The organism is Flavobacterium aquidurense (assembly GCF_001404985.1).
In the GTDB taxonomy this organism is placed as follows: Bacteria; Bacteroidota; Bacteroidia; order Flavobacteriales; family Flavobacteriaceae; genus Flavobacterium; species Flavobacterium aquidurense_B.
The window spans coordinates 167,554-186,719 of sequence record NZ_JRLF01000012.1 but is presented as its reverse complement, the minus strand read 5'-3'; the positions used below and the strand labels follow the sequence as shown (position 1 = coordinate 186,719).

The 19,166-nt window shown below is 32.0% G+C and carries 12 protein-coding genes; 7 read left to right on the top strand and 5 right to left on the bottom strand.

Going from position 1 to position 19,166, the window contains the following annotated elements; all coding sequences use genetic code 11:
• Positions 1-65: 65 nt before the first annotated feature.
• Positions 66-818 (bottom strand): SDR family oxidoreductase, encoded by a 753-nt coding sequence (locus tag RC62_RS12610; RefSeq protein ID WP_055095656.1) that lies wholly within the window; start codon positions 816-818, stop codon positions 66-68.
• 227 nt (positions 819-1,045) lie between these two features.
• Between RC62_RS12610 and RC62_RS12605 the strand changes: the two genes are divergently transcribed.
• The gene (locus RC62_RS12605; RefSeq protein WP_055095654.1) at positions 1,046-3,415 is read left to right on the top strand and encodes a GAF domain-containing protein; all 2,370 of its coding nucleotides are present in this window, start codon (positions 1,046-1,048) and stop codon (positions 3,413-3,415) included.
• A gap of 15 nt (positions 3,416-3,430) precedes the next feature.
• Here RC62_RS12605 and RC62_RS12600 read toward each other — a convergent pair whose 3' ends face one another.
• Positions 3,431-4,609, bottom strand: coding sequence for a Pycsar system effector family protein (locus RC62_RS12600; RefSeq protein WP_055095652.1), 1,179 nt, complete (start codon positions 4,607-4,609; stop codon positions 3,431-3,433).
• Positions 4,610-4,635: 26 nt separating this feature from the next.
• Here RC62_RS12600 and RC62_RS12595 point away from each other — a divergent pair, with 26 nt between their 5' ends.
• Positions 4,636-8,370 carry a metallophosphoesterase gene (locus RC62_RS12595; protein ID WP_055095650.1) on the top strand — a complete coding sequence of 1,245 codons (3,735 nt, stop codon included), beginning with the start codon at positions 4,636-4,638 and terminating at the stop codon, positions 8,368-8,370.
• A 165-nt stretch (positions 8,371-8,535) separates the two neighbouring features.
• Here RC62_RS12595 and RC62_RS12590 read toward each other — a convergent pair whose 3' ends face one another.
• The gene (locus RC62_RS12590) at positions 8,536-9,396 is read right to left on the bottom strand and encodes an SdiA-regulated domain-containing protein (protein WP_055095648.1); all 861 of its coding nucleotides are present in this window, start codon (positions 9,394-9,396) and stop codon (positions 8,536-8,538) included.
• Positions 9,397-9,483: 87 nt separating this feature from the next.
• Positions 9,484-10,536, bottom strand: coding sequence for a hypothetical protein (locus RC62_RS12585; RefSeq protein WP_055095646.1), 1,053 nt, complete (start codon positions 10,534-10,536; stop codon positions 9,484-9,486).
• 95 nt (positions 10,537-10,631) lie between these two features.
• On the opposite strand from RC62_RS12585, the gene RC62_RS12580 reads away from it, so the two are divergent.
• From RC62_RS12580 to RC62_RS12570, 3 genes are read left to right on the top strand one after another with little or no spacing between them, the layout of a single operon-like run.
• Positions 10,632-11,543 (top strand): ABC transporter ATP-binding protein, encoded by a 912-nt coding sequence (locus tag RC62_RS12580; protein WP_055095644.1) that lies wholly within the window; start codon positions 10,632-10,634, stop codon positions 11,541-11,543.
• A 2-nt stretch (positions 11,544-11,545) separates the two neighbouring features.
• Positions 11,546-12,382 carry an ABC transporter permease gene (locus tag RC62_RS12575; RefSeq protein WP_055095642.1) on the top strand — a complete coding sequence of 279 codons (837 nt, stop codon included), beginning with the start codon at positions 11,546-11,548 and terminating at the stop codon, positions 12,380-12,382.
• 15 nt (positions 12,383-12,397) lie between these two features.
• Entirely contained in the window at positions 12,398-14,752 is a 2,355-nt protein-coding gene (locus RC62_RS12570; protein WP_055095640.1) for a T9SS type B sorting domain-containing protein, read from the top strand.
• Between the two features lie 138 nt (positions 14,753-14,890).
• On the opposite strand, the gene typA is transcribed toward RC62_RS12570, so the two are convergent.
• Positions 14,891-16,687 carry a translational GTPase TypA gene (gene typA / locus RC62_RS12565; protein ID WP_055095638.1) on the bottom strand — a complete coding sequence of 599 codons (1,797 nt, stop codon included), beginning with the start codon at positions 16,685-16,687 and terminating at the stop codon, positions 14,891-14,893.
• Positions 16,688-16,909: 222 nt separating this feature from the next.
• Here typA and RC62_RS12560 point away from each other — a divergent pair, with 222 nt between their 5' ends.
• Together RC62_RS12560 and RC62_RS12555 are read left to right on the top strand one after the other, a co-directional pair.
• Positions 16,910-18,565: a PAS domain-containing protein gene (locus tag RC62_RS12560; protein ID WP_245176822.1), complete on the top strand. Its 1,656-nt coding sequence runs from the start codon at positions 16,910-16,912 to the stop codon at positions 18,563-18,565.
• A 5-nt stretch (positions 18,566-18,570) separates the two neighbouring features.
• Positions 18,571-18,984: a response regulator gene (locus RC62_RS12555; protein WP_055095634.1), complete on the top strand. Its 414-nt coding sequence runs from the start codon at positions 18,571-18,573 to the stop codon at positions 18,982-18,984.
• Positions 18,985-19,166 lie beyond the last annotated feature (182 nt).

The following is a 19,166-nucleotide window of genomic DNA, read 5'->3' as shown; positions in this document are numbered from 1 at the left end:
ATAATTAAATTCTTTTACAAAGATATTAAAAATACGGAACAATCGTTCCTGAATTAGGTAAAAAATTATAATACGGTATTTACAGTAAGTCCACCGTCTACAACAATTTCTGTCCCTGTAATGAATGAAGCATCATCAGAAGCCAGAAAACTAATGGTTTTTGCAACCTCTGCCGCTTGTCCAAAACGTTTCAATAAAATCTTTTGTCCCAAAGCTGCTCCTAAACCTTCTACTTCTTCTTTTTCTAAACCTACTTTACCATACAAAGGAGTTTCGATTGGACCAGGAGAAACTGCATTTACTCTAATTTTTCTTGGTGCTAATTCAGCTGCAAATATTCTGTTTAATGATAAAACTGCTGCTTTACTTGCACCGTATACACTTGAACCCGGCATTCCTAATTGAGCATTTACTGATGTATTAAAGATAATAGAACCACCATCGTTTAAAATTGGCAATACTTTTTGAACTGTAAAATAAACTCCTTTTACATTCACATTCATAATACTGTCATAATGATCTTCTGAAGCCACTTCTACTGGAGCGAAAGCTGCAATTCCAGCATTTAAAAATAGAATATCTACTTTTCCAAATTGAGCTTTTACCTGTTCTACCAAACTATCAATAGATTTTAGATCAGATTGATCTGCTACGATTCCGGTAACATTTAATTCTTTTTCGGCTTGAGCCAAAGCTTCCTTGTTTCTTCCCGTTACAATTACTTTTGCACCTTTTGCTGCTAAATCTGCAGCTGTTGCGTAACCAATTCCGCTATTTCCACCAGTTACAATAGCTACTTTGTTTTCTAAATTTTTCATTTTTATTGTTTTTAAATTATTGATTATTTCATTATTATGGTACAAAGATATAATAACGGAACGATCGTTCCGTTATTATTATTGTTAATATTTCGTTAAAATAAAAATACAGCTCAAAAACACTGATTTTCAGTGGGTAAAATCTATTGAACTATAAACTAAAGAAATAATAAAATGATGTACATTCTTAATATTTGCTTAATTTTGTATCCTAAAATAAAAATAAGATGGATATTCAAATGTTCAACGAAAGCCCCTTTAAAACCATAATTTCATTTCATAAACTAATTGAGTCTTTTGAAGAAATTGCTTTATCAGATGTGGATTATCGTTCGAACTATGCCAAAGCTATTTTAAAAGAGATAGAACCTATTCCTGAATTTAGAACAGGTATTGAGGATTTTTCTCTTATTAAAAACAATGAAGCCTTAATAAAAAATTTACTGGCTGACTTATTCCCTACTGCTTTAAGTCAAAACGAAATAAAAGCAGTTACGATCCCATTTCAAAATATATCTTTTAATTATACAGACCGTTTCAGGAAAATTTTACGCAATGCCGGTGACGAGTTTTATATGGAAATTCGTGATTTTGATGATCACCAATTCTATATTAATAACTGTTGCCTTATTTTAGGTGTATATTACAAACAGCGAATAGATTTTAATAAACCTTTTTTCTACGATATTCCGGATGAAGAGGGAGTTGAAAAGCATTATCGCATTTTGTATAATGCAGATTTTATGGAGATAATTCCAACTGAAAACTCCATTCACCTTACTCAGGATGATATCGATTTATTGCTGGATAATTATAATGATATTGAACTCTGGAAATCAAAATTCCCTAAAGGGAGCTGGATTTTAAAAGGATTTGGAATCGTTTCTTTATTTGATGCAACGACAGAAAGTGCTATTTCAAATTTAAAAAGTAATTTGCTTAAACCAGATGCAAAAACAGTTGCAACAGATGAAATAGTGACGAATATTTTTAAATCTATATTTAAAATTCCAGATTTAAAAGTTGGTTTTATTATTTACAATCCTGAAGAAGAGAAATTTATAAGACCGGTTAAATTTGACAATCAATTACAGAGTTTCTTACTTTCAAATGAACAGGAAGTAGATTGTAAAAATGCATTTTTTGGCTGTTCTTTCGAAAATCTTGTAGATAACAAAGAGCCTTTTGTAATTTCGAATGTAAAAAAATTCATAGAAGAATCCTCTAATAAAAGACTTGGTGAACATTTATTAAAACAAGGTATTCAGAGTTGTGTTTTTGCACCTGTAATCAAAGATGGCCATTTATTGGGTGTTGTTGAGTTGGTTTCTTCAAATGCAAGAGATTTAAATAGTGTCAACGCTACAAAACTAGAACTGGTTCTGCCTTATCTAACAGATACGATCGATCGTTATAATACGGATATGCAACACCAGGTTGAAGCTATTATTCAGCGTGAATATACTACTATTCATCCTAGCGTTTACTGGAAATTCAAGAAAGAATCACAAAATTATTTTCAGAATATCAATCATACAAAAGATTATATTTTTAAGGAAATTGTCTTTAAAAATGTATATCCGTTATATGGACAAATTGATATTAAAGGTTCATCTGAGCACAGAAATGAAACGGTAAAAATAGATCTTAAAAATCAGCTTACCGCTATATTGAGAATTTTTGAATCTCAGGCTCCTAATACGAATCTGGTTCTTCTGGAACAACGCAAATTTGAATTGGAATCGTTTCGTGAAGAATTAGATTCACCTCTAAAAGCAGATACAGAGCAACATATTCAACGTTATATTGAAGAAGAAATTCATCCGCTTTTAAAGAACACAAAAGAAACGGAAAAGAGTCAAAAACTAGAACGTTTGTATTTTGAAAGCCTGGACGAAAAAACCGGATTATTTTATCAGGAAAGAAAGAAATTTGATAACGCAATGTCTATTATTAATAAAAGGTTAGCAACCGTTTTAGATAAAAAACAAATCGAAGCACAACAAATTTATCCGCATTATTATGAGCGTTTTAAAACAGATGGTGTAGAACATAATTTATACATTGGAGCCTCAATTGCCCCAACCAGACCATTTGATATTATGTATTTGCACAATTTACGTTTGTGGCAATTGCAGACGCTTTGCGAAATGGAGTTAGAACATCATCAGCTTAAAGAGTCATTGCCTTATGAACTTGACGTAACTTCGTTGATCCTGGTATTTAGTTCTGCACTTTCTATTCGTTTTAGAATGGATGAGAAACGATTTGACGTTGACGGAACTTATAATGCAAGATATGAAGTTGTAAAAAAACGTATTGACAAATCGAATATAAAAGGTACAAAAGACAGAATTACGGAGAAAGAAAAAATCACAATCGTATATTCTCAAAACAGTGAAGAAGCTGAATACCTGAAATATATCAAGTATTTACAACACAAGAAAATCCTTGAACCATCAATTGAACAATTTGAGGTCGAAGATCTTCAGGGTGTTTCAGGCTTGAGAGCAATTCGTGTAAAAGTGATCAATAACAATAACAATCAGGTGACTCAAAAAATCACCTATCAGGATTTATTAGATGAGCTCAACTAAATAGTTGAGCTTTTTTTAAATCGATTTAAAAGCAATTATAAAAGATACTACGGTAACGATAAGCCCCACCATAAAAAAGTTATACGCGATTCGCAGTAAATTATATTTGCGCTGTAAAACCAGTCCCAGATAATATAAATCCTTAATCATATTAGAATACAGGTAATCGCGGTCTTTCATCATTTCATTCATTGCCCAATCATATTCTTCTAAAGGCATTTTATAGAAGTTTCCGAAAAACAATAAGTTAATTTTTTTATTTTCGATATCTTCCCTTGTAAAAACACCCGAAGTTACCTTTGGTCGTGTAGAAAGTATAGCAAAGATGATGGTAATTACACTTGACATCAACATTATAAAAGTAGGAATTACCAAATGCGCATTCTTCGGACTGTCTAATTTTGGTATAATCGATGAAAGTGCTATCGAAATAATAATCGCATTTACAGATAATAAAATATTGGCTTTACTATCCGCGATTCCGCTTAAACGTGTGTGATTTCCCAGCGTAACACGAAATAGAGTATCAACACCACGATCCGGTTTTTCAACTTTATCTTTTTTCTTAATTTCCTCTTCCATTTTATCTGCTTCTTTTTTCTTTTGCTTTGCAATTTTCTTCTGAACCAAAAGCAGGTTTTTTTCTTTTAAGGGCTGCCATTTTTTAAGTGCGTAATCCGTATAAAAACGATGTTTATTCATTAAGAAATTCAAATTTTCTTTTGCCCATTCAGCATTAGAAAAATCCAGATTCCAGGTGTTCTTTAGTTCAATACGCAATAATTCACAAGTAGTTTCATATTCTGTTCCAACGAGATGGGCAAAATCTGCATCTTTAATTATTTTTTCTAAATGTGTTTTTGGAATATATTCTTTTACAGTCGCCAAAATTAAACTGGAAACCGTTGCAATAAATTTATCAGATTGTTCTTTTTCTTTCAAAAAGGCCGTAGCAATTTTCACACTTTCCTCTTCATGATTTTCATAACCATCTATATAACCTGTGTCATGAAACCAAGCGGCAACTAAAAGCATTTCTTTTTCGTCACTACTTACATCTTCCTTTTTGCATAGCTCTTTTACAGCATTTACTACGGTGAAAGTATGGTTAAAATTATGATAAGAATATAAATTAGAAAGTTTATCTTTGAGTAAATTACTGACGAAATCTTCGGATTGTTCTATTAGATTCATGGAGATTTTTTTTATACCACTAAATTATGAAATTGTTTTTGGATAATCATTTTATTACTAAAATTAAAAACCGGTCTTTAGCAATAATTGTACTGGTACTCGCTTATTCCTGTGCTACGCATAAAGCGCAATACGGAAAAGATGTTAGTGCCAACGAAACGGAAAACGCAACAGATACTATAAAAATTGCGCATACAATTTATTTAGTTGGAGATGCCGGAAATGCAGATGAAGAACAAGCACAGCAAACGCTTGAATTATTGCATCAAAAATTGAAAAAATCGAATAAAAAAGCCACGCTGCTTTTTTTAGGAGATAATATCTATCCCAAAGGTTTTCCTAGTGACGATAATGCTGCAGAAAAGGCTTTAGCCGAAACAAAACTTACCAATCAATTAAAACTTACTAAAGGTTTCAAAGGGAAAACAATTGTAATTCCCGGTAATCATGATTGGTATAATGGTATAAAAGGTCTGGAGCGCCAGGCAGATTTTGTAACTAAATATCTTAATGATAAAAAAGCCTTTTTACCAAGAAAAAGTTGTGCTATCGAAGATGTAAAAATTGATAGTACGTCAACCTTAATTACAATTGATAGTGAATGGTTTCTCGAAGATTGGGATAATCACCCTACGATAAACGACAATTGCGATATAAAAACCAGAGAAGATTTTTTTGACGAGCTTGAGAATCTTTTAAACAAAAATCAGGAAAAAACGGTTGTTATAGCTATTCATCATCCTTTGATGAGCAACGGAACACATGGCGGACAATTTTCGCTAGAGAAACAATTATTTCCGTTAGAGCAAAAAATACCGCTGCCAATAATTGGTTCTTTTATCAATTTACTTCGAAAAACATCCGGTGTTAGTCCGCAGGATATACAAAATAAGCAATACACGATTTATGCCAAGCGAATTAAAACACTTTTACAAAAACAAAAAAATGTAATAGTAGTTTCCGGACATGACCATAATTTGCAGTATGTAAATAAAGAAAACATCAAACAAATTATTAGTGGCGCAGGATCAAAATCTGAAGCCGCAAGGGCAATAAACCCTACTGAATTCTCCTATGGAGGAAATGGATATGCCACCTTGACCTTATTTAAAAGCGGTGATGCAAAAGTTTCTTTCTTTGGAAATGAAAACAATAAGGAAAAACTTCTTTTTGAGCATGAAATCATAAAAGCAAAAGAAATTAACTGGGCTGCAACTGCAGAAAACAAATTTCCTGCAACCGTTACTACATCTATTTATTCGACAAAAATGACAGATAAGAGTTTGTTTCATAAATTCTTATTCGGACAACATTACAGAAAGTATTACAGCTTACCTATAAATGCAAAGACAGCAACCTTAGATACTTTAATGGGCGGTTTAAAACCCATTCGTGAAGGCGGAGGTCATCAATCTGTATCCTTAAGAGTTTCTGATCCTAAAGGCAGAGAATATGTAATGCGTGCCCTGAAAAAAAGTGCAACGGTATTTTTACAATCTGTAGCTTTTAAAGATCAATATGTTGTAAATGATTTTGAAGATACATATGCTGAAAACTTTCTATTTGATTTCTACACTACTTCTCACCCTTACACTTCATTTGCAGTTGGAAGCATGGCAGACAAAATTGGTTTGGCGCATACCAATCCTATCTTATATTATATACCAAAGCAAAATGGTTTAAAAGAGTTTAATTCGAACTTTGGGGATCAACTCTACATGATTGAGGAAAGACCGGCGGATAATCACCTTGATGGTAAAAATTTTGGAAATCCAACTGATATTATTAGTACTGAGGATATGATGAAAAATCTTCATAAGGATGAAAAATACAGCGTTGACGAAAAAGAATATATAAAAGCCCGTTTATTTGATATGCTTATTGGCGATTGGGACAGGCATAGTGATCAGTGGCGTTGGGCTGAACATAAAAAAGATGGTAAAGTTACTTACATCCCAATTCCTCGTGACCGCGATCAGGCTTTTGTGAAATATGACGGGACTCTACTTTCTATTTTAATGAATATTCCGGCACTTCGACATATGCGAACTTTTAAAAATAAGATCGACAATGTAAAATGGCTTAACAGAGAACCTTACCCAATGGATTTGGCATTTTTAAGAACTGCTGATGAAAAAGACTGGTTGGCGCAGGCAAAATATATTCAGGAAAATTTAACTGACAGTGATATCGATAATGCCTTTAAAAAATTACCAAAAGAAGTACAAGACGGAACAATTGAAGATATCAAGCATAAATTAAAAAACAGAAAAAAAGACCTTCAAAAATATGCTTCGGAATATTTTGACATATTAAGTCATACGGTAATGATTGCCGGAACAGATAAAAAAGATAAATTCATTATCAATCATAATGCTAAAAAAAGTATCGAGATTCAGGTTTTGAGAGTTAAAAAAGAAGGAGACGAATTAGTTTACAGTAAAACAGTAACAGATGCTAAAACTAAAAATCTTTGGATTTATGGTTTAGATGACAATGACGTTTTTCAGGTAATTGGTGATCATAAATCGAAAATAAAAATTCGTTTGATTGGTGGTCAGAATAACGACACTTACAATATCGAAAATGGAAAAAGAGTTATTGTTTACGATTTCAAATCAAAAGAAAACACGTATAATCTGGATTCTAGGACGAGAACGCAACTAACAGATGATTATGATGTAAACTTATACAATTACGAAAGGCCGAAATACAATGTAGTTTCAGGACTTCCAAACATCGGTTTTAATCCTGATGATGGTGTAAAAGTGGGGATCAATTTAAATTATACCGTTAACAATTTTAAACAGAATCCATATACGCAAAGACACGTTCTAAATGCTTTTTACTATTTTGCAACCGGAGGTCTGGAATTTAATTATGTAGCACATTTTCCCGGGTTATTAGGAAAATGGGTTATTGATGTTGAATCGCAATATACTACACCAAATTTCGCAGTAAATTATTTTGGATATGGAAATGAATCTATAAACAATACTGAAGAATTTGGAATGGATTATAACAGGGTTCGTATTCAGAAATTTAATCTTTCAGGTGCTATTAGACATGTTGGCAGATACGGCAGCGAGTTTAGTATTCAGCCAATGTTGCAGCAAATGAGAGTAGAAGAAACTGAAAACAGGTTTATTGATACCCCAAATATTATAAATCCAGATGTTTTTGGCAGTCAGGTTTATGGTGGAGCAAAAATTAAATATCTTTTCAAAAATGCAGATTTTGCCGCAAAACCAACTTTAGGAGTGGCTTTTATGGTTTCTGCAGCATGGCTGTCCAATTTAGATGATACCAAACAAAACTTTCCTACTATTGAAAGTCTTTTAGGATTTACCCATAAAATTGATCACAATGGAAAATTAGTACTAGCTACACTTTTAAAAGGAAAAGCGATATTAAATAACAATTATGAGTTTTATCAAGGAGCTACTTTAGGTGGAGATACTGATTTGAGAGGATATCGAAATGAGCGATTTTTAGGAAGCTCGTATTTTTCTCAAAGTACAGATTTAAGATTAAGCATTGGTAAAATACGAAAAACAATTGCTCCTCTGACATACGGAATCCTGGGTGGTTTTGATTATGGAAGAATTTGGCTTGACGGAGAAAATTCGCGAAAATGGCATCAGGATTACGGTGGCGGACTTTGGCTGAATGCAATCAATGTTTTAACAGCAAGAATCTCTTATTTCAAATCTCCTGACGAAGAAGGAAGAGTTATTTTTGGAGCGGCATATAGCTTTTAGGAAAGATTCAAAGTTGCAAAGGCTCAAAGTGACAAAGTTTTTTAGCCACGAATTCACGAATTTTTATTATAAAAAATTCGTGAATTCGTGGCTAATTTTTTTGATGAGATGTTCTCTTATTTTAAACTTGAAAACTTAGCAGCTTAGAGTCTTAGCAACTTTTTTTCACTTTAGCTTAAACTCATAAACATTCCCTCCTACTTTGTTTGTTTTTTCATCGGCAATCAATAATGTATTATTGTCTTTGAAAACGATGGCTTCTTTTTGCGAAAAGTGATTTAGCTTTATTTCGGTCTGAGATCCTGTATGGAAGAGATCTCCCTTAAAACCTTTAAACAAAACAATTTTATCATGACTTAATAAGACTACTTTTTTACCATCAGGACTAATTGTAGCACTGGTTAAAACACAATGATTGTAATTATTACAGGTTTTAAATTCCCCGATTTTAGTTGCTTTTTGAGTTCCAGGTGCATTTAAGATTTTATAAATAAAAGCAGTTCCATCAAAGTTTTTACTTCGGTTTTTTGTAAAAAGATAAAAATAATTTCCGTGTTCAAAAAAACCTTCAACATCGTAAAACAATTCTTTTTTCTTTGGTGGAAATTCAGTTTGTTCCGGATACGAAAATGAAACTTTATATTCGGCTACTGCCAAATCTTTATTTAATTGGTTTTTATTTACTTTATAAATACACAAATCTTTGCGCTCGTTATCATTGTTTCCAAAATCCCCAATATAAATATTTCCGCTTTTGTCTTTTGTAATATCTTCCCAATCTACATTGGTTGCGTTTGTAATTGCAATCGTTTTATTAATTTTTCCTTCTGAATTTAAAGCGTAGATTTCATTTTTATTTCCACTGTCTTCTAATGTATAGATCAAATTCGATTCTGGAAAATAGGTAATTCCCGAAACCTCTTTTAATTTCTTCGGAAGTGAATACAATGTCTTTAAATCACTATTTGATTGTTGTTGACAAGCCAGTAAAACAATAGAAACTCCAAGTAAAAAAAACTTTTTCATATTATATTTTTAATTTAATTAGGGACAAATCAAATAATCATCGAAATAAGGAATTATTAATCTGAGAAAATCTAAGGCGCAAAAAACTTAGATCAAATTCGTGTTTTTAAAATTACGTGTAATAAATTCAAATGCTGCAAACATGATATGTCCCATTGATCTGGCGTTTTTAAATTTCATATCATTTGTATACCGATACAATTCCATTTTTAATTGATTCAGATGTTCTTCTGTCGAAATCGTATCGTGACACATTATATTCAGTAATTTTTTAATTCGATTTTCGGCAGAATGAATACGTTTGGCCAAAATTGCTCTTTCTTCGTCTTTATACTGTATTATAGATCTGTCTTCAAGCTTTTCTTTGATTAATTGAATCATTGGATAATTTTCTTTGAAAAACTGCGGACGATAAACTTTAAAATTCCCTTCATAACATTGCTGGTCAAAGTCTATTGGACGAATTTTATACACCACCTGATCAAAATCGTGAATAGGAACTATTACATAATTATAAGCACGCATATCGCCTAAAAGCCTGATCATACAACGCTCATTAAACTTTACAAATTCTTTTGCAATCTGAGATTTTTCGGTTTCAGTACAACTATCCAGTAAAGTATCCATAAAAACATCACCCGGAATGCCTATAATATGCTCTTCGATCAAAGTATCCTTATAAACCAGAAAGTTAATTTTATCCGGCGATAGGATATCTTCTAATTCCAGTCCGTAAATTCTCGAAGCATCTGCTTTTTTTATATAAAAATGAACATAATTATCATTGAGAATATTTCGCACTTTTATCCGGAAAGGTTTTGAGTTTCCAAAAGTACAATAGTCAATTGCATCGACGTTTAAAAACTGAATAATCTCACTGTTTCCATCAGAATGTAAAAGCGAATAGATTTTTTTCAGGTTTAAATCAATTTCATTTCTTTCAAATTCATTATAATAAACCCGAATCCATAAAGTATCCGTTTCATTTTTATCATATACGTTTACAGATCCTGAAAACCGCAATAAATCATCATAGAACACTGATACTTTCGAAATACGTTCGTATCGTTCTAAATAATTTAAAAGAGATTGCGTTAAAGGATAAGATGGCTTTTTTAAAACCATTAAAGGTTCGTTCATTTTGAATATCTTTATTACAAATTTACATTAAATAAAATTTAGCGTAACAATATACAAGTTGAATCGTCATACTTAAAACTAAAACCGAAATAAATTTGGAAACCATACTTACTATTGAAAATCTGCATAAAAGATACGGGCGAATCCAAGCCTTAAAAAATGTTTCTTTTGAAATACAAAAAGGCCGCGTTTATGGCATTTTAGGTCCTAACGGAAGCGGAAAATCGACAACTCTGGGAATTGTCCTCAACGTTGTAAACCGCACATCAGGAAATTACAGCTGGTTTGGAGGGAAAATTCAGACTCACGAAGCTTTAAAAAAAGTAGGCGCTATTATAGAACGTCCTAATTTCTACCCGTATATGACTGCGGAAGAAAACTTGAAATTAGTTTGTAAAATAAAAAGCATCGACTACTCTAAAATCACAGAAAAATTAGACTTAGTGGGTTTAACCGAAAGAAAAGACAGTAAATTCAGTGCTTTTTCGTTAGGTATGAAACAACGTTTAGCTATTGCTTCGGCACTTTTGAACGACCCCGAAATTTTAATTTTAGATGAGCCAACAAATGGTCTTGACCCACAGGGAATTCATCAGATTAGAGATATTATAAAAAAAATAGCATCACAGGGAACTACAATTTTACTTGCCTCTCATTTATTAGATGAAGTCGAAAAGGTATGCTCGCACGTGATTGTTTTAAGAAAAGGCGAGATTCTTTATTCAGGTTCTGTAGATGCAATGTCTGCAAATGAAGGCTTTTTTGAAGTTATGGCTGATGATACCGCTAAACTGAAAAACATTTTAGCAGAACATCCGGCAGTTGACAGAATTACCGAAGAAGAAGGGAAAATTTTGGTATACTTAAAGTCAGATCTTTCAGCTTCAGATCTAAATCAGTTTTTATTTTCTAAAAACATTTCATTAAGTCATTTAGTGAAACGCAAAAACAGTTTAGAAGCTCAATTTTTAGAATTAACCAAAAACGCCATTACCAAAACCAACTAACCATGAACAGACTTATCGCTATAGAATTACAAAAAATCTGGAAAAACAAAGCCAGTCGAGTACTTACATTAACTTACTTCATTTTACTTTCATTCATTGCATTGCTGGCATCGATTAAGTTTAATATCGGACCAATTCGTATTGATCCTTCAGAAATGGGATTTTTCAATTTTCCTTATATATGGCATCTGACTACTTATATTGCCGCTTTATTGAAATTTTTTCTGGCAATTGTAATTGTTTCCATGATGGCAAATGAATATAGTTATGGTACATTAAAACAAAACTTAATTGATGGTTTGAGCAAAAAAGAGTTCATTTTATCAAAGTTTTTAACCGTAGTATTATTTTCATTAATCTCAACAATTTTTGTTTTTATAATGAGCTTAATTTTAGGACTTTGTTTTTCATCCTATACTGAATTGGGTATTATTTTTACTGATTTAAATTATCTTTTGGCCTTTTTTGTAAAATTAACCGGTTTCTTTTCTTTCTGTTTATTTTTAGGAATTTTGATAAAACGTTCTGCCTTTGCATTAGGTTTTTTATTAGTTTGGAATTTTATTGAATGGATTTTTAAGCTTGTTTTAATTTTTGTAGTTTTCCCAAACAGCAATAAAGCAGATTATATCACACAATTTTTTCCTTTAGAATCAATGTCTAATTTAATAATTGAACCTATCACAAGATTATCATTAATAAGAAGTATAGGATCACAGATGGGCGTTGCGAATACAAAGGATTACAATGTTCATTATTTTTCTATTCTGATTGTTTTGGTATGGACATTTTTATTTATTTACTTTTCTTACAAACTGCTAAAAAACAGAGATTTGTAGTATATTTGTCAGACTATGAATTATTTTAAAGTTGTTTTGTTTATTACGTTAATGTGCTTGCAGTCTGCAAAGATTATGGCGCAGAATATTACTGTAGATGCCACAAAAACACCTGATGAATTAGTAAATAACATCCTGATTAACAGTTCCTGTATAAATACTGGAACTGTTAATGCCTCTGGAAATCCTGATAATACCGGAAACAGTTATGCTTATTTTAATTCCGGAAGTAGTAGTTTTCCTTTTTCCGGCGGAATTGTTTTAAGTACATCTGCCAGTAAAAATGCAGCAGGTCCTTTTAATCAATCAACTTCTCAGGGACAAACCAATAAAAACTGGAAAGGTGACCCTGATTTAGAAAAAGCAATCAATAAAGATGGAAGCACCCAGGCAACAGTTCTGGAATTTGATTTTGTAGCCTTAACAAATTCTATTAGTTTCAACTATATTTTTGCCTCTAATGAATATCAGACTTATTACCCTTGTGAATATTCTGATGGTTTTGCTTTTTTAATAAAAGAGGCAGGAAGTACAGAGAATTATAAAAACTTAGCGGTTTTACCCAATACTTCTACCCCTGTTTCATCTACTACAGTTCATACAAAAATAGAACCTGTTTTTATGAACGGGCAGAGTTTTAGCGGATGTGAGGCAGTCAATGAAAATTATTTTAACGGTTATAATACTGTAAATAGTCCTATAAATTATGCCGGACAAACAGTAGTAATGAATGCTCAGACTGAAGTAATCCCCAATAAAACATACCATCTAAAATTGGTAATTGCAGATGATCCAACTGGTCAATATAACTCAGCAGTTTTTATTGAAGCCGGAAGTTTTGTTTCAACAATAAATTTTGGAGTCGATAAAACAATTGCGAATAATAATCCTGCGTGTTTTGGAGAAAATGTAACGCTAGATACTCAATTAAACAATGCTTTGTATACCTTTAAGTGGTTAAAACAAGATGCCAGTAATAATTATGTCGAAATTGTTCCTGCACAAACGGGCTCTGTATATAATGTTCAAACAACAGGAAATTACAAAGTCGAAGCAACCTTAACCGGTACAACTTGTGTATCTACTGGAGAAATTAAGATTGAATATGCCCCGGAAATACTATCAACCAACACGAGCCTGTCACAATGTGATGATGACACAGACGGAATTTCTGATTTTAATTTAACAAAAGTTGATAACATTATCAAAAATAATGTTAGTCAAACTCTTAATAAAGGATTTTATGAATCACTAACAGATGCTCAGTCAAAGACAAATGCAATTTTAAATCCCGAAAAATACACCAATAAAGCCCCTGATCAAATTGTTTTTGCAAGACTGGAGAATCAATATGGCTGCTTTAAAATTGCCGAAGTAACATTAAAGATTTCAAACACAACAATTGCAGATCAAAATCCAATAGCAACTTGTGATAGTGATGAAAAACAAGATGGTTTTTATCAATTTGATCTTGAAGCACAAGTAACTCCGCAATTCTCAGCAGGTCTACCAACTGGCTTGGTTTTTATGTATTATTCAAATACAAATGATGCTTTAATAGGTAAAAATGCATTATCCAACATCTTTAAAAATACAACTCCTTACAGCCAGATAATTTACGGAAAAGCAACAAATGGAGCTGACTGCTTTGATATAAAGCCGATAACTCTTGTGGTAAATACATTTGACCCTCCAAATTTTGAAAATGAAACAGAATATGTATGCAAAGGAGAAGAAATAATATTAAGTGTAGCTTCAAATTTTGCCACTTATTTATGGAACACAGGGAACACAACTAATGCCATAAAAATAAATTCAGCAGGCGATTATTCTGTAACTGTAACAGATGTAAATGGTTGTGAAAAAACTAAAAATTTTAAAGTAGTTTCATCTGAACCAGCCTTAATAACAGAAACTATTGTAAAGGATTTTTCAGGAACTGATAATTCAGTACTTATAAAATATACAGGAATGGGAGATTATGAATTTTCATTAGACGGAACTGTTTTCCAGAATGATCCATTATTTACCGCTGTAAATCCCGGAACTTATTATGCAATTGCCAGAGACAAAAATGGCTGCGGATTATCTAATTCAGTTATCGTTTACGTTTTAGACTATCCCAGATTTTTTACTCCCAACGGAGATGGATATAATGATTTATGGTACATAAAAAATATAGATCAGCTTCCTGATTATAAAATTTTCATCTTCGATCGTTACGGAAAATTATTAAAAGAAATGAATCAAAACAGCGATGGCTGGAATGGTGTTTTTAATGGTCAGCAACTACCTTCAGACGATTATTGGTTTACATTACAATTTGTAGATGGTGAAAATGTAAAAGGTCATTTTAGTCTTAAGAGATAAAACTAAAAAACAATACTCATTTCGATTTCAATTATAAATATTGAAATTATTGAAAAAACAAGGTATAAAAAAATCCCAAATTCCAGTTCCGAGGCTTCGGTAGAAATTTGGGATTTTTATATTAAATGCTAGAAAGATTTAGATTTTAAATCTTTTTCTATCAGTTTCTGTCAAATAGATTTTTCTCAAACGAATAGATTTTGGTGTAACCTCTACATATTCATCTTTTTGAATATACTCTAAAGCTTCTTCTAATGAGAAAATGATTGGAGGAATAATTCTCGCTTTTTCATCATTTCCAGAAGAACGAACGTTAGATTGTTTTTTCTCTTTTGTTACGTTTACACACATATCATCAGCACGAGAGTTTTCTCCAATTACCTGACCTTCGTAAATTTCTGTATTTGGTTCAACAAAAAACTTACCACGATCTTGCAATTTATCGATAGAATAAGGAATAGCTTTTCCTTTTTCCATAGAAATCAATGAACCTTTGTTACGTCCGGCGATTTCACCTTTGTAAGGCTCATAACCAATGAAACGGTGTGCCATAATAGCCTCACCAGCTGTTGCAGTAAGCAATTGGTTACGTAATCCAATAATTCCACGTGATGGAATATTAAATTTTACAATCATACGCTCCCCTTTAGTTTCCATACTCAACATTTCACCTTTACGCAAAGTAACAAACTCTACCGCTCTACCTGAAAGTGATTCTGGTAAATCGATTGTTAATTCCTCAATTGGCTCACATTTTTTACCATCAACTTCTTTGATGATAACTTGTGGCTGACCAATTTGTAATTCATAACCTTCTCTTCTCATTGTTTCAATAAGAACAGATAAGTGAAGTACTCCACGGCCAAAAACCATGAATTTATCAGCAGAATCAGTTTCACCTAACTTCATAGCTAAGTTTTTCTCTAATTCTTTTGTCAATCTTTCTCTAATATGACGAGATGTTACAAATTTACCTTCTTTACCAAAGAAAGGTGAATCATTAATTGTAAACAACATACTCATTGTAGGCTCATCGATATCAATCGTTTTTAGACCTTCCGGATTTTCAAAATCAGCGATAGTATCACCAATTTCAAAACCTTCAACTCCAATGATTGCACAAATATCTCCAGCAATAACTTCTTGTACTTTTTTACGACCAAGTCCTTCAAAAGTATGAAGTTCTTTGATACGGGATTTAGATATAGTACCATCTCTTTTTACTAATGAGATTGGCATACCTTCTTTAAGAACTCCTCTTTCAAGACGACCAATAGCAATACGACCTGTAAAAGCTGAGAAATCTAAAGAAGTAATCAACATTTGTGGTGTTCCTTCAGAAACTTTAGGAGCTGGTACATTTTCAACAACCATATCCAATAATGCTTCAACATTATCAGTTACGTTTTCCCAATGATCAGACATCCAGTTATTTTTAGCAGAACCATAAACTGTAGGAAAATCCAACTGCCATTCTTCAGCACCTAATTCAAACATTAAGTCAAAAACTTTCTCATGAACTTCTTCAGGAGTACAGTTTTCTTTATCAACTTTATTAATAACTACACAAGGCTTTAAACCTAAGTCAATCGCTTTTTGCAATACAAAACGCGTTTGTGGCATTGGACCTTCAAAAGCATCAACTAGCAAACATACACCATCGGCCATGTTTAATACACGTTCTACTTCTCCTCCAAAATCCGCGTGGCCTGGAGTATCGATAATATTGATTTTTGTTCCTTTATATTGAACTGAAACGTTTTTTGAAGTAATAGTAATACCTCTCTCACGCTCTAAATCGTTATTATCAAGAATTAAATCACCTGTGTTTTCGTTGTCACGAAATAATTGACAGTGATACATAATTTTATCAACCAAAGTGGTTTTACCGTGATCGACGTGGGCAATAATTGCAATATTTCTAATAGATTCCATCTGAGATTTTTAATGGGTGCAAAGGTACACTTTATTTTGATATAAAAAACGTTTCTAAGATAGTTTGCGTATATACAAGTAATTAGTTCGTTAAAACAATGTAAATTTAACCCCCAAAATGAACTTTCGTTATTGTTTAATTATAGTTAATTTAACTATATTTGAGTAATGAAAAGTAAAACTCTCCAAATTACTCTAATTTACGTTATCATATCGCTAATTATGGCAGCAGTCTGTCATAAAATACTTACTACCTACTTTTCTAAACTCGAATATTTTTATTTATTTTTCTTAAAAGACATTCTTTTTATCCTCGCTACAGGTTTTATCTTCAAATACATACTATCTAAAAATGAAAGAAAAAATGTTTCCGTTTTTGAAAAATTAAAGAGTACAAACGAAGAAATTAAAGAATCAAACGAAAAATATGACATCGTTGCAAAAGCGACAAGCGACACAATTTGGGATTGGAAAATTCAGGAAGACAGCATTAACTGGAACAAAGGAATAGAAAGCATTTTTGGTTACAAATCTACAGAAGTAGGAAAAACTTCAAAGTGGTGGTTTGACAAAATTCATCCTGAGGACAGTATCAGAATGTCGATTAAACTCTATTCGTTTATTGAACAAAAAACAGAAAAGTGGCAGGATCAGTATCGTTTCAGATGCGCTGACGGAAGTTATAAATACGTTCTTGATCGTGGTTTTTTATTAAAAGATGAAAACGGAAGAGCCATCCGAATGATTGGAGCCATCCAGGATATTACCAAACAAAAAGAAGAAGAACAGCGATTAAAACTCTTAGAAACCGTAATTACGCAATCTAAAGATTCGATTTTAATTACAGAAGCAAATTCACTAGATCGAAAAATCCCCAAAATCGTCTATGTAAACCCTGCATTCTCACATATGTCAGGATATCTTTCGCATGAAATAATAGGAAAATCTACAAATATATTTAAAGGACCAAAATCTGATTCTGAAGAATTAAAAAAACTATTAAGAGCAATAAAAAACGAAGAAGAATGCCTAATAGAAACCATTAGCTACACAAAGAAAAATGAAGAATACTGGGTTCGATTTTCTATGATCCCGATTTTCAATAACGAAGGTGTTATCTCACACTGGATTTCTATACAAAGAGATATAACAGATGAGAAAAAATTAGAAACAGAAAAAGAACACCTAATCAGGGAACTAACTCAAAACAATAAAGACTTAAAACAATTTTCATACATTACATCGCATAATTTAAGAGCGCCTTTATCAAATCTAATAGGATTATTAAATCTTATTGAAGATATTGCTATTGAAAATCCTGAATTAGAAGAAATTCTTGCCGGATTCACCAAATCAACCCATCTTTTAAACGAAACAATCAATGATTTAGTAAAAGTCATTATTATCAAAGACAACCCTTCTATGCAAAAAGAAGAAGTATCTTTAAAAGAAGTATTCGAAAATGTATTTAGTCAATTGTCTTTTCAAATTGAATTACACAAACCGATAATCAAATTAAATTTTGAAAAAGTCCCTTTATTAAACACAAACAAAGCATATATAGAAAGCATTTTACTTAATTTGCTCACCAACTCTATTAAATACAAATCAGAAAATAGAAAATTAAAAATATCCATTACCGCAGAGCAAGTTGACCATCAGGCAATTTTAACTTTTAAAGACAACGGAATTGGTATTGACCTGGAGAGAAATGGCGACAAAGTTTTTGGTCTGTATCAAAGATTTCACAACTATCCTGACAGCAAAGGATTGGGTTTATATCTCGTAAAATCACAGGTAGAAACAATGGGAGGAACAATAAGTATTGAAAGCGAAGTAAATAAAGGAACAACATTTACAATAACATTTAAAAATTAATTTTTATGCTGGAGCAAATTTTATGCATTGACGACGACCCAATCACATTAATGTTATGCAAAAAAGTAATTTCAAAATCATCATTTTCCAAAGAAATTATCACAGCTCAAAATGGCGAAGAAGCACTACATCATTTTAATAATTTAAAATATACCAACAACAAAAACAAAGTAAACAAAAAACCGGAATTGATATTCTTAGACCTAAACATGCCTGTTATGGGCGGCTGGGAATTTCTGGACCACTTTACCTCACCTGCTTATGCAGACTTTAATACCGCACACGTAATTGTATTATCATCGACAATTGATCCTGACGATTTAGCTAAAGCAAAAAAATATCCGATCATTATAGATTTTCTCTCAAAACCAATTACTCAACCTATGTTAGAATATCTAAAGAAGAAAATAGCTAAATAAATTTTAGTTACTTCATCGATTATAATGGCGTTACCCTCCGGCTCGGGCTGTATGCTAAATCTTTTGTGCCGGCAATTTTATATAAAAGACAAAACCTGTATTGTCACAAAAGGATATCGCTGCCATCCCTAACGCAACCAACAAAATTCTAAAAACAAAACTCAAATTTTAGAAGAATCACA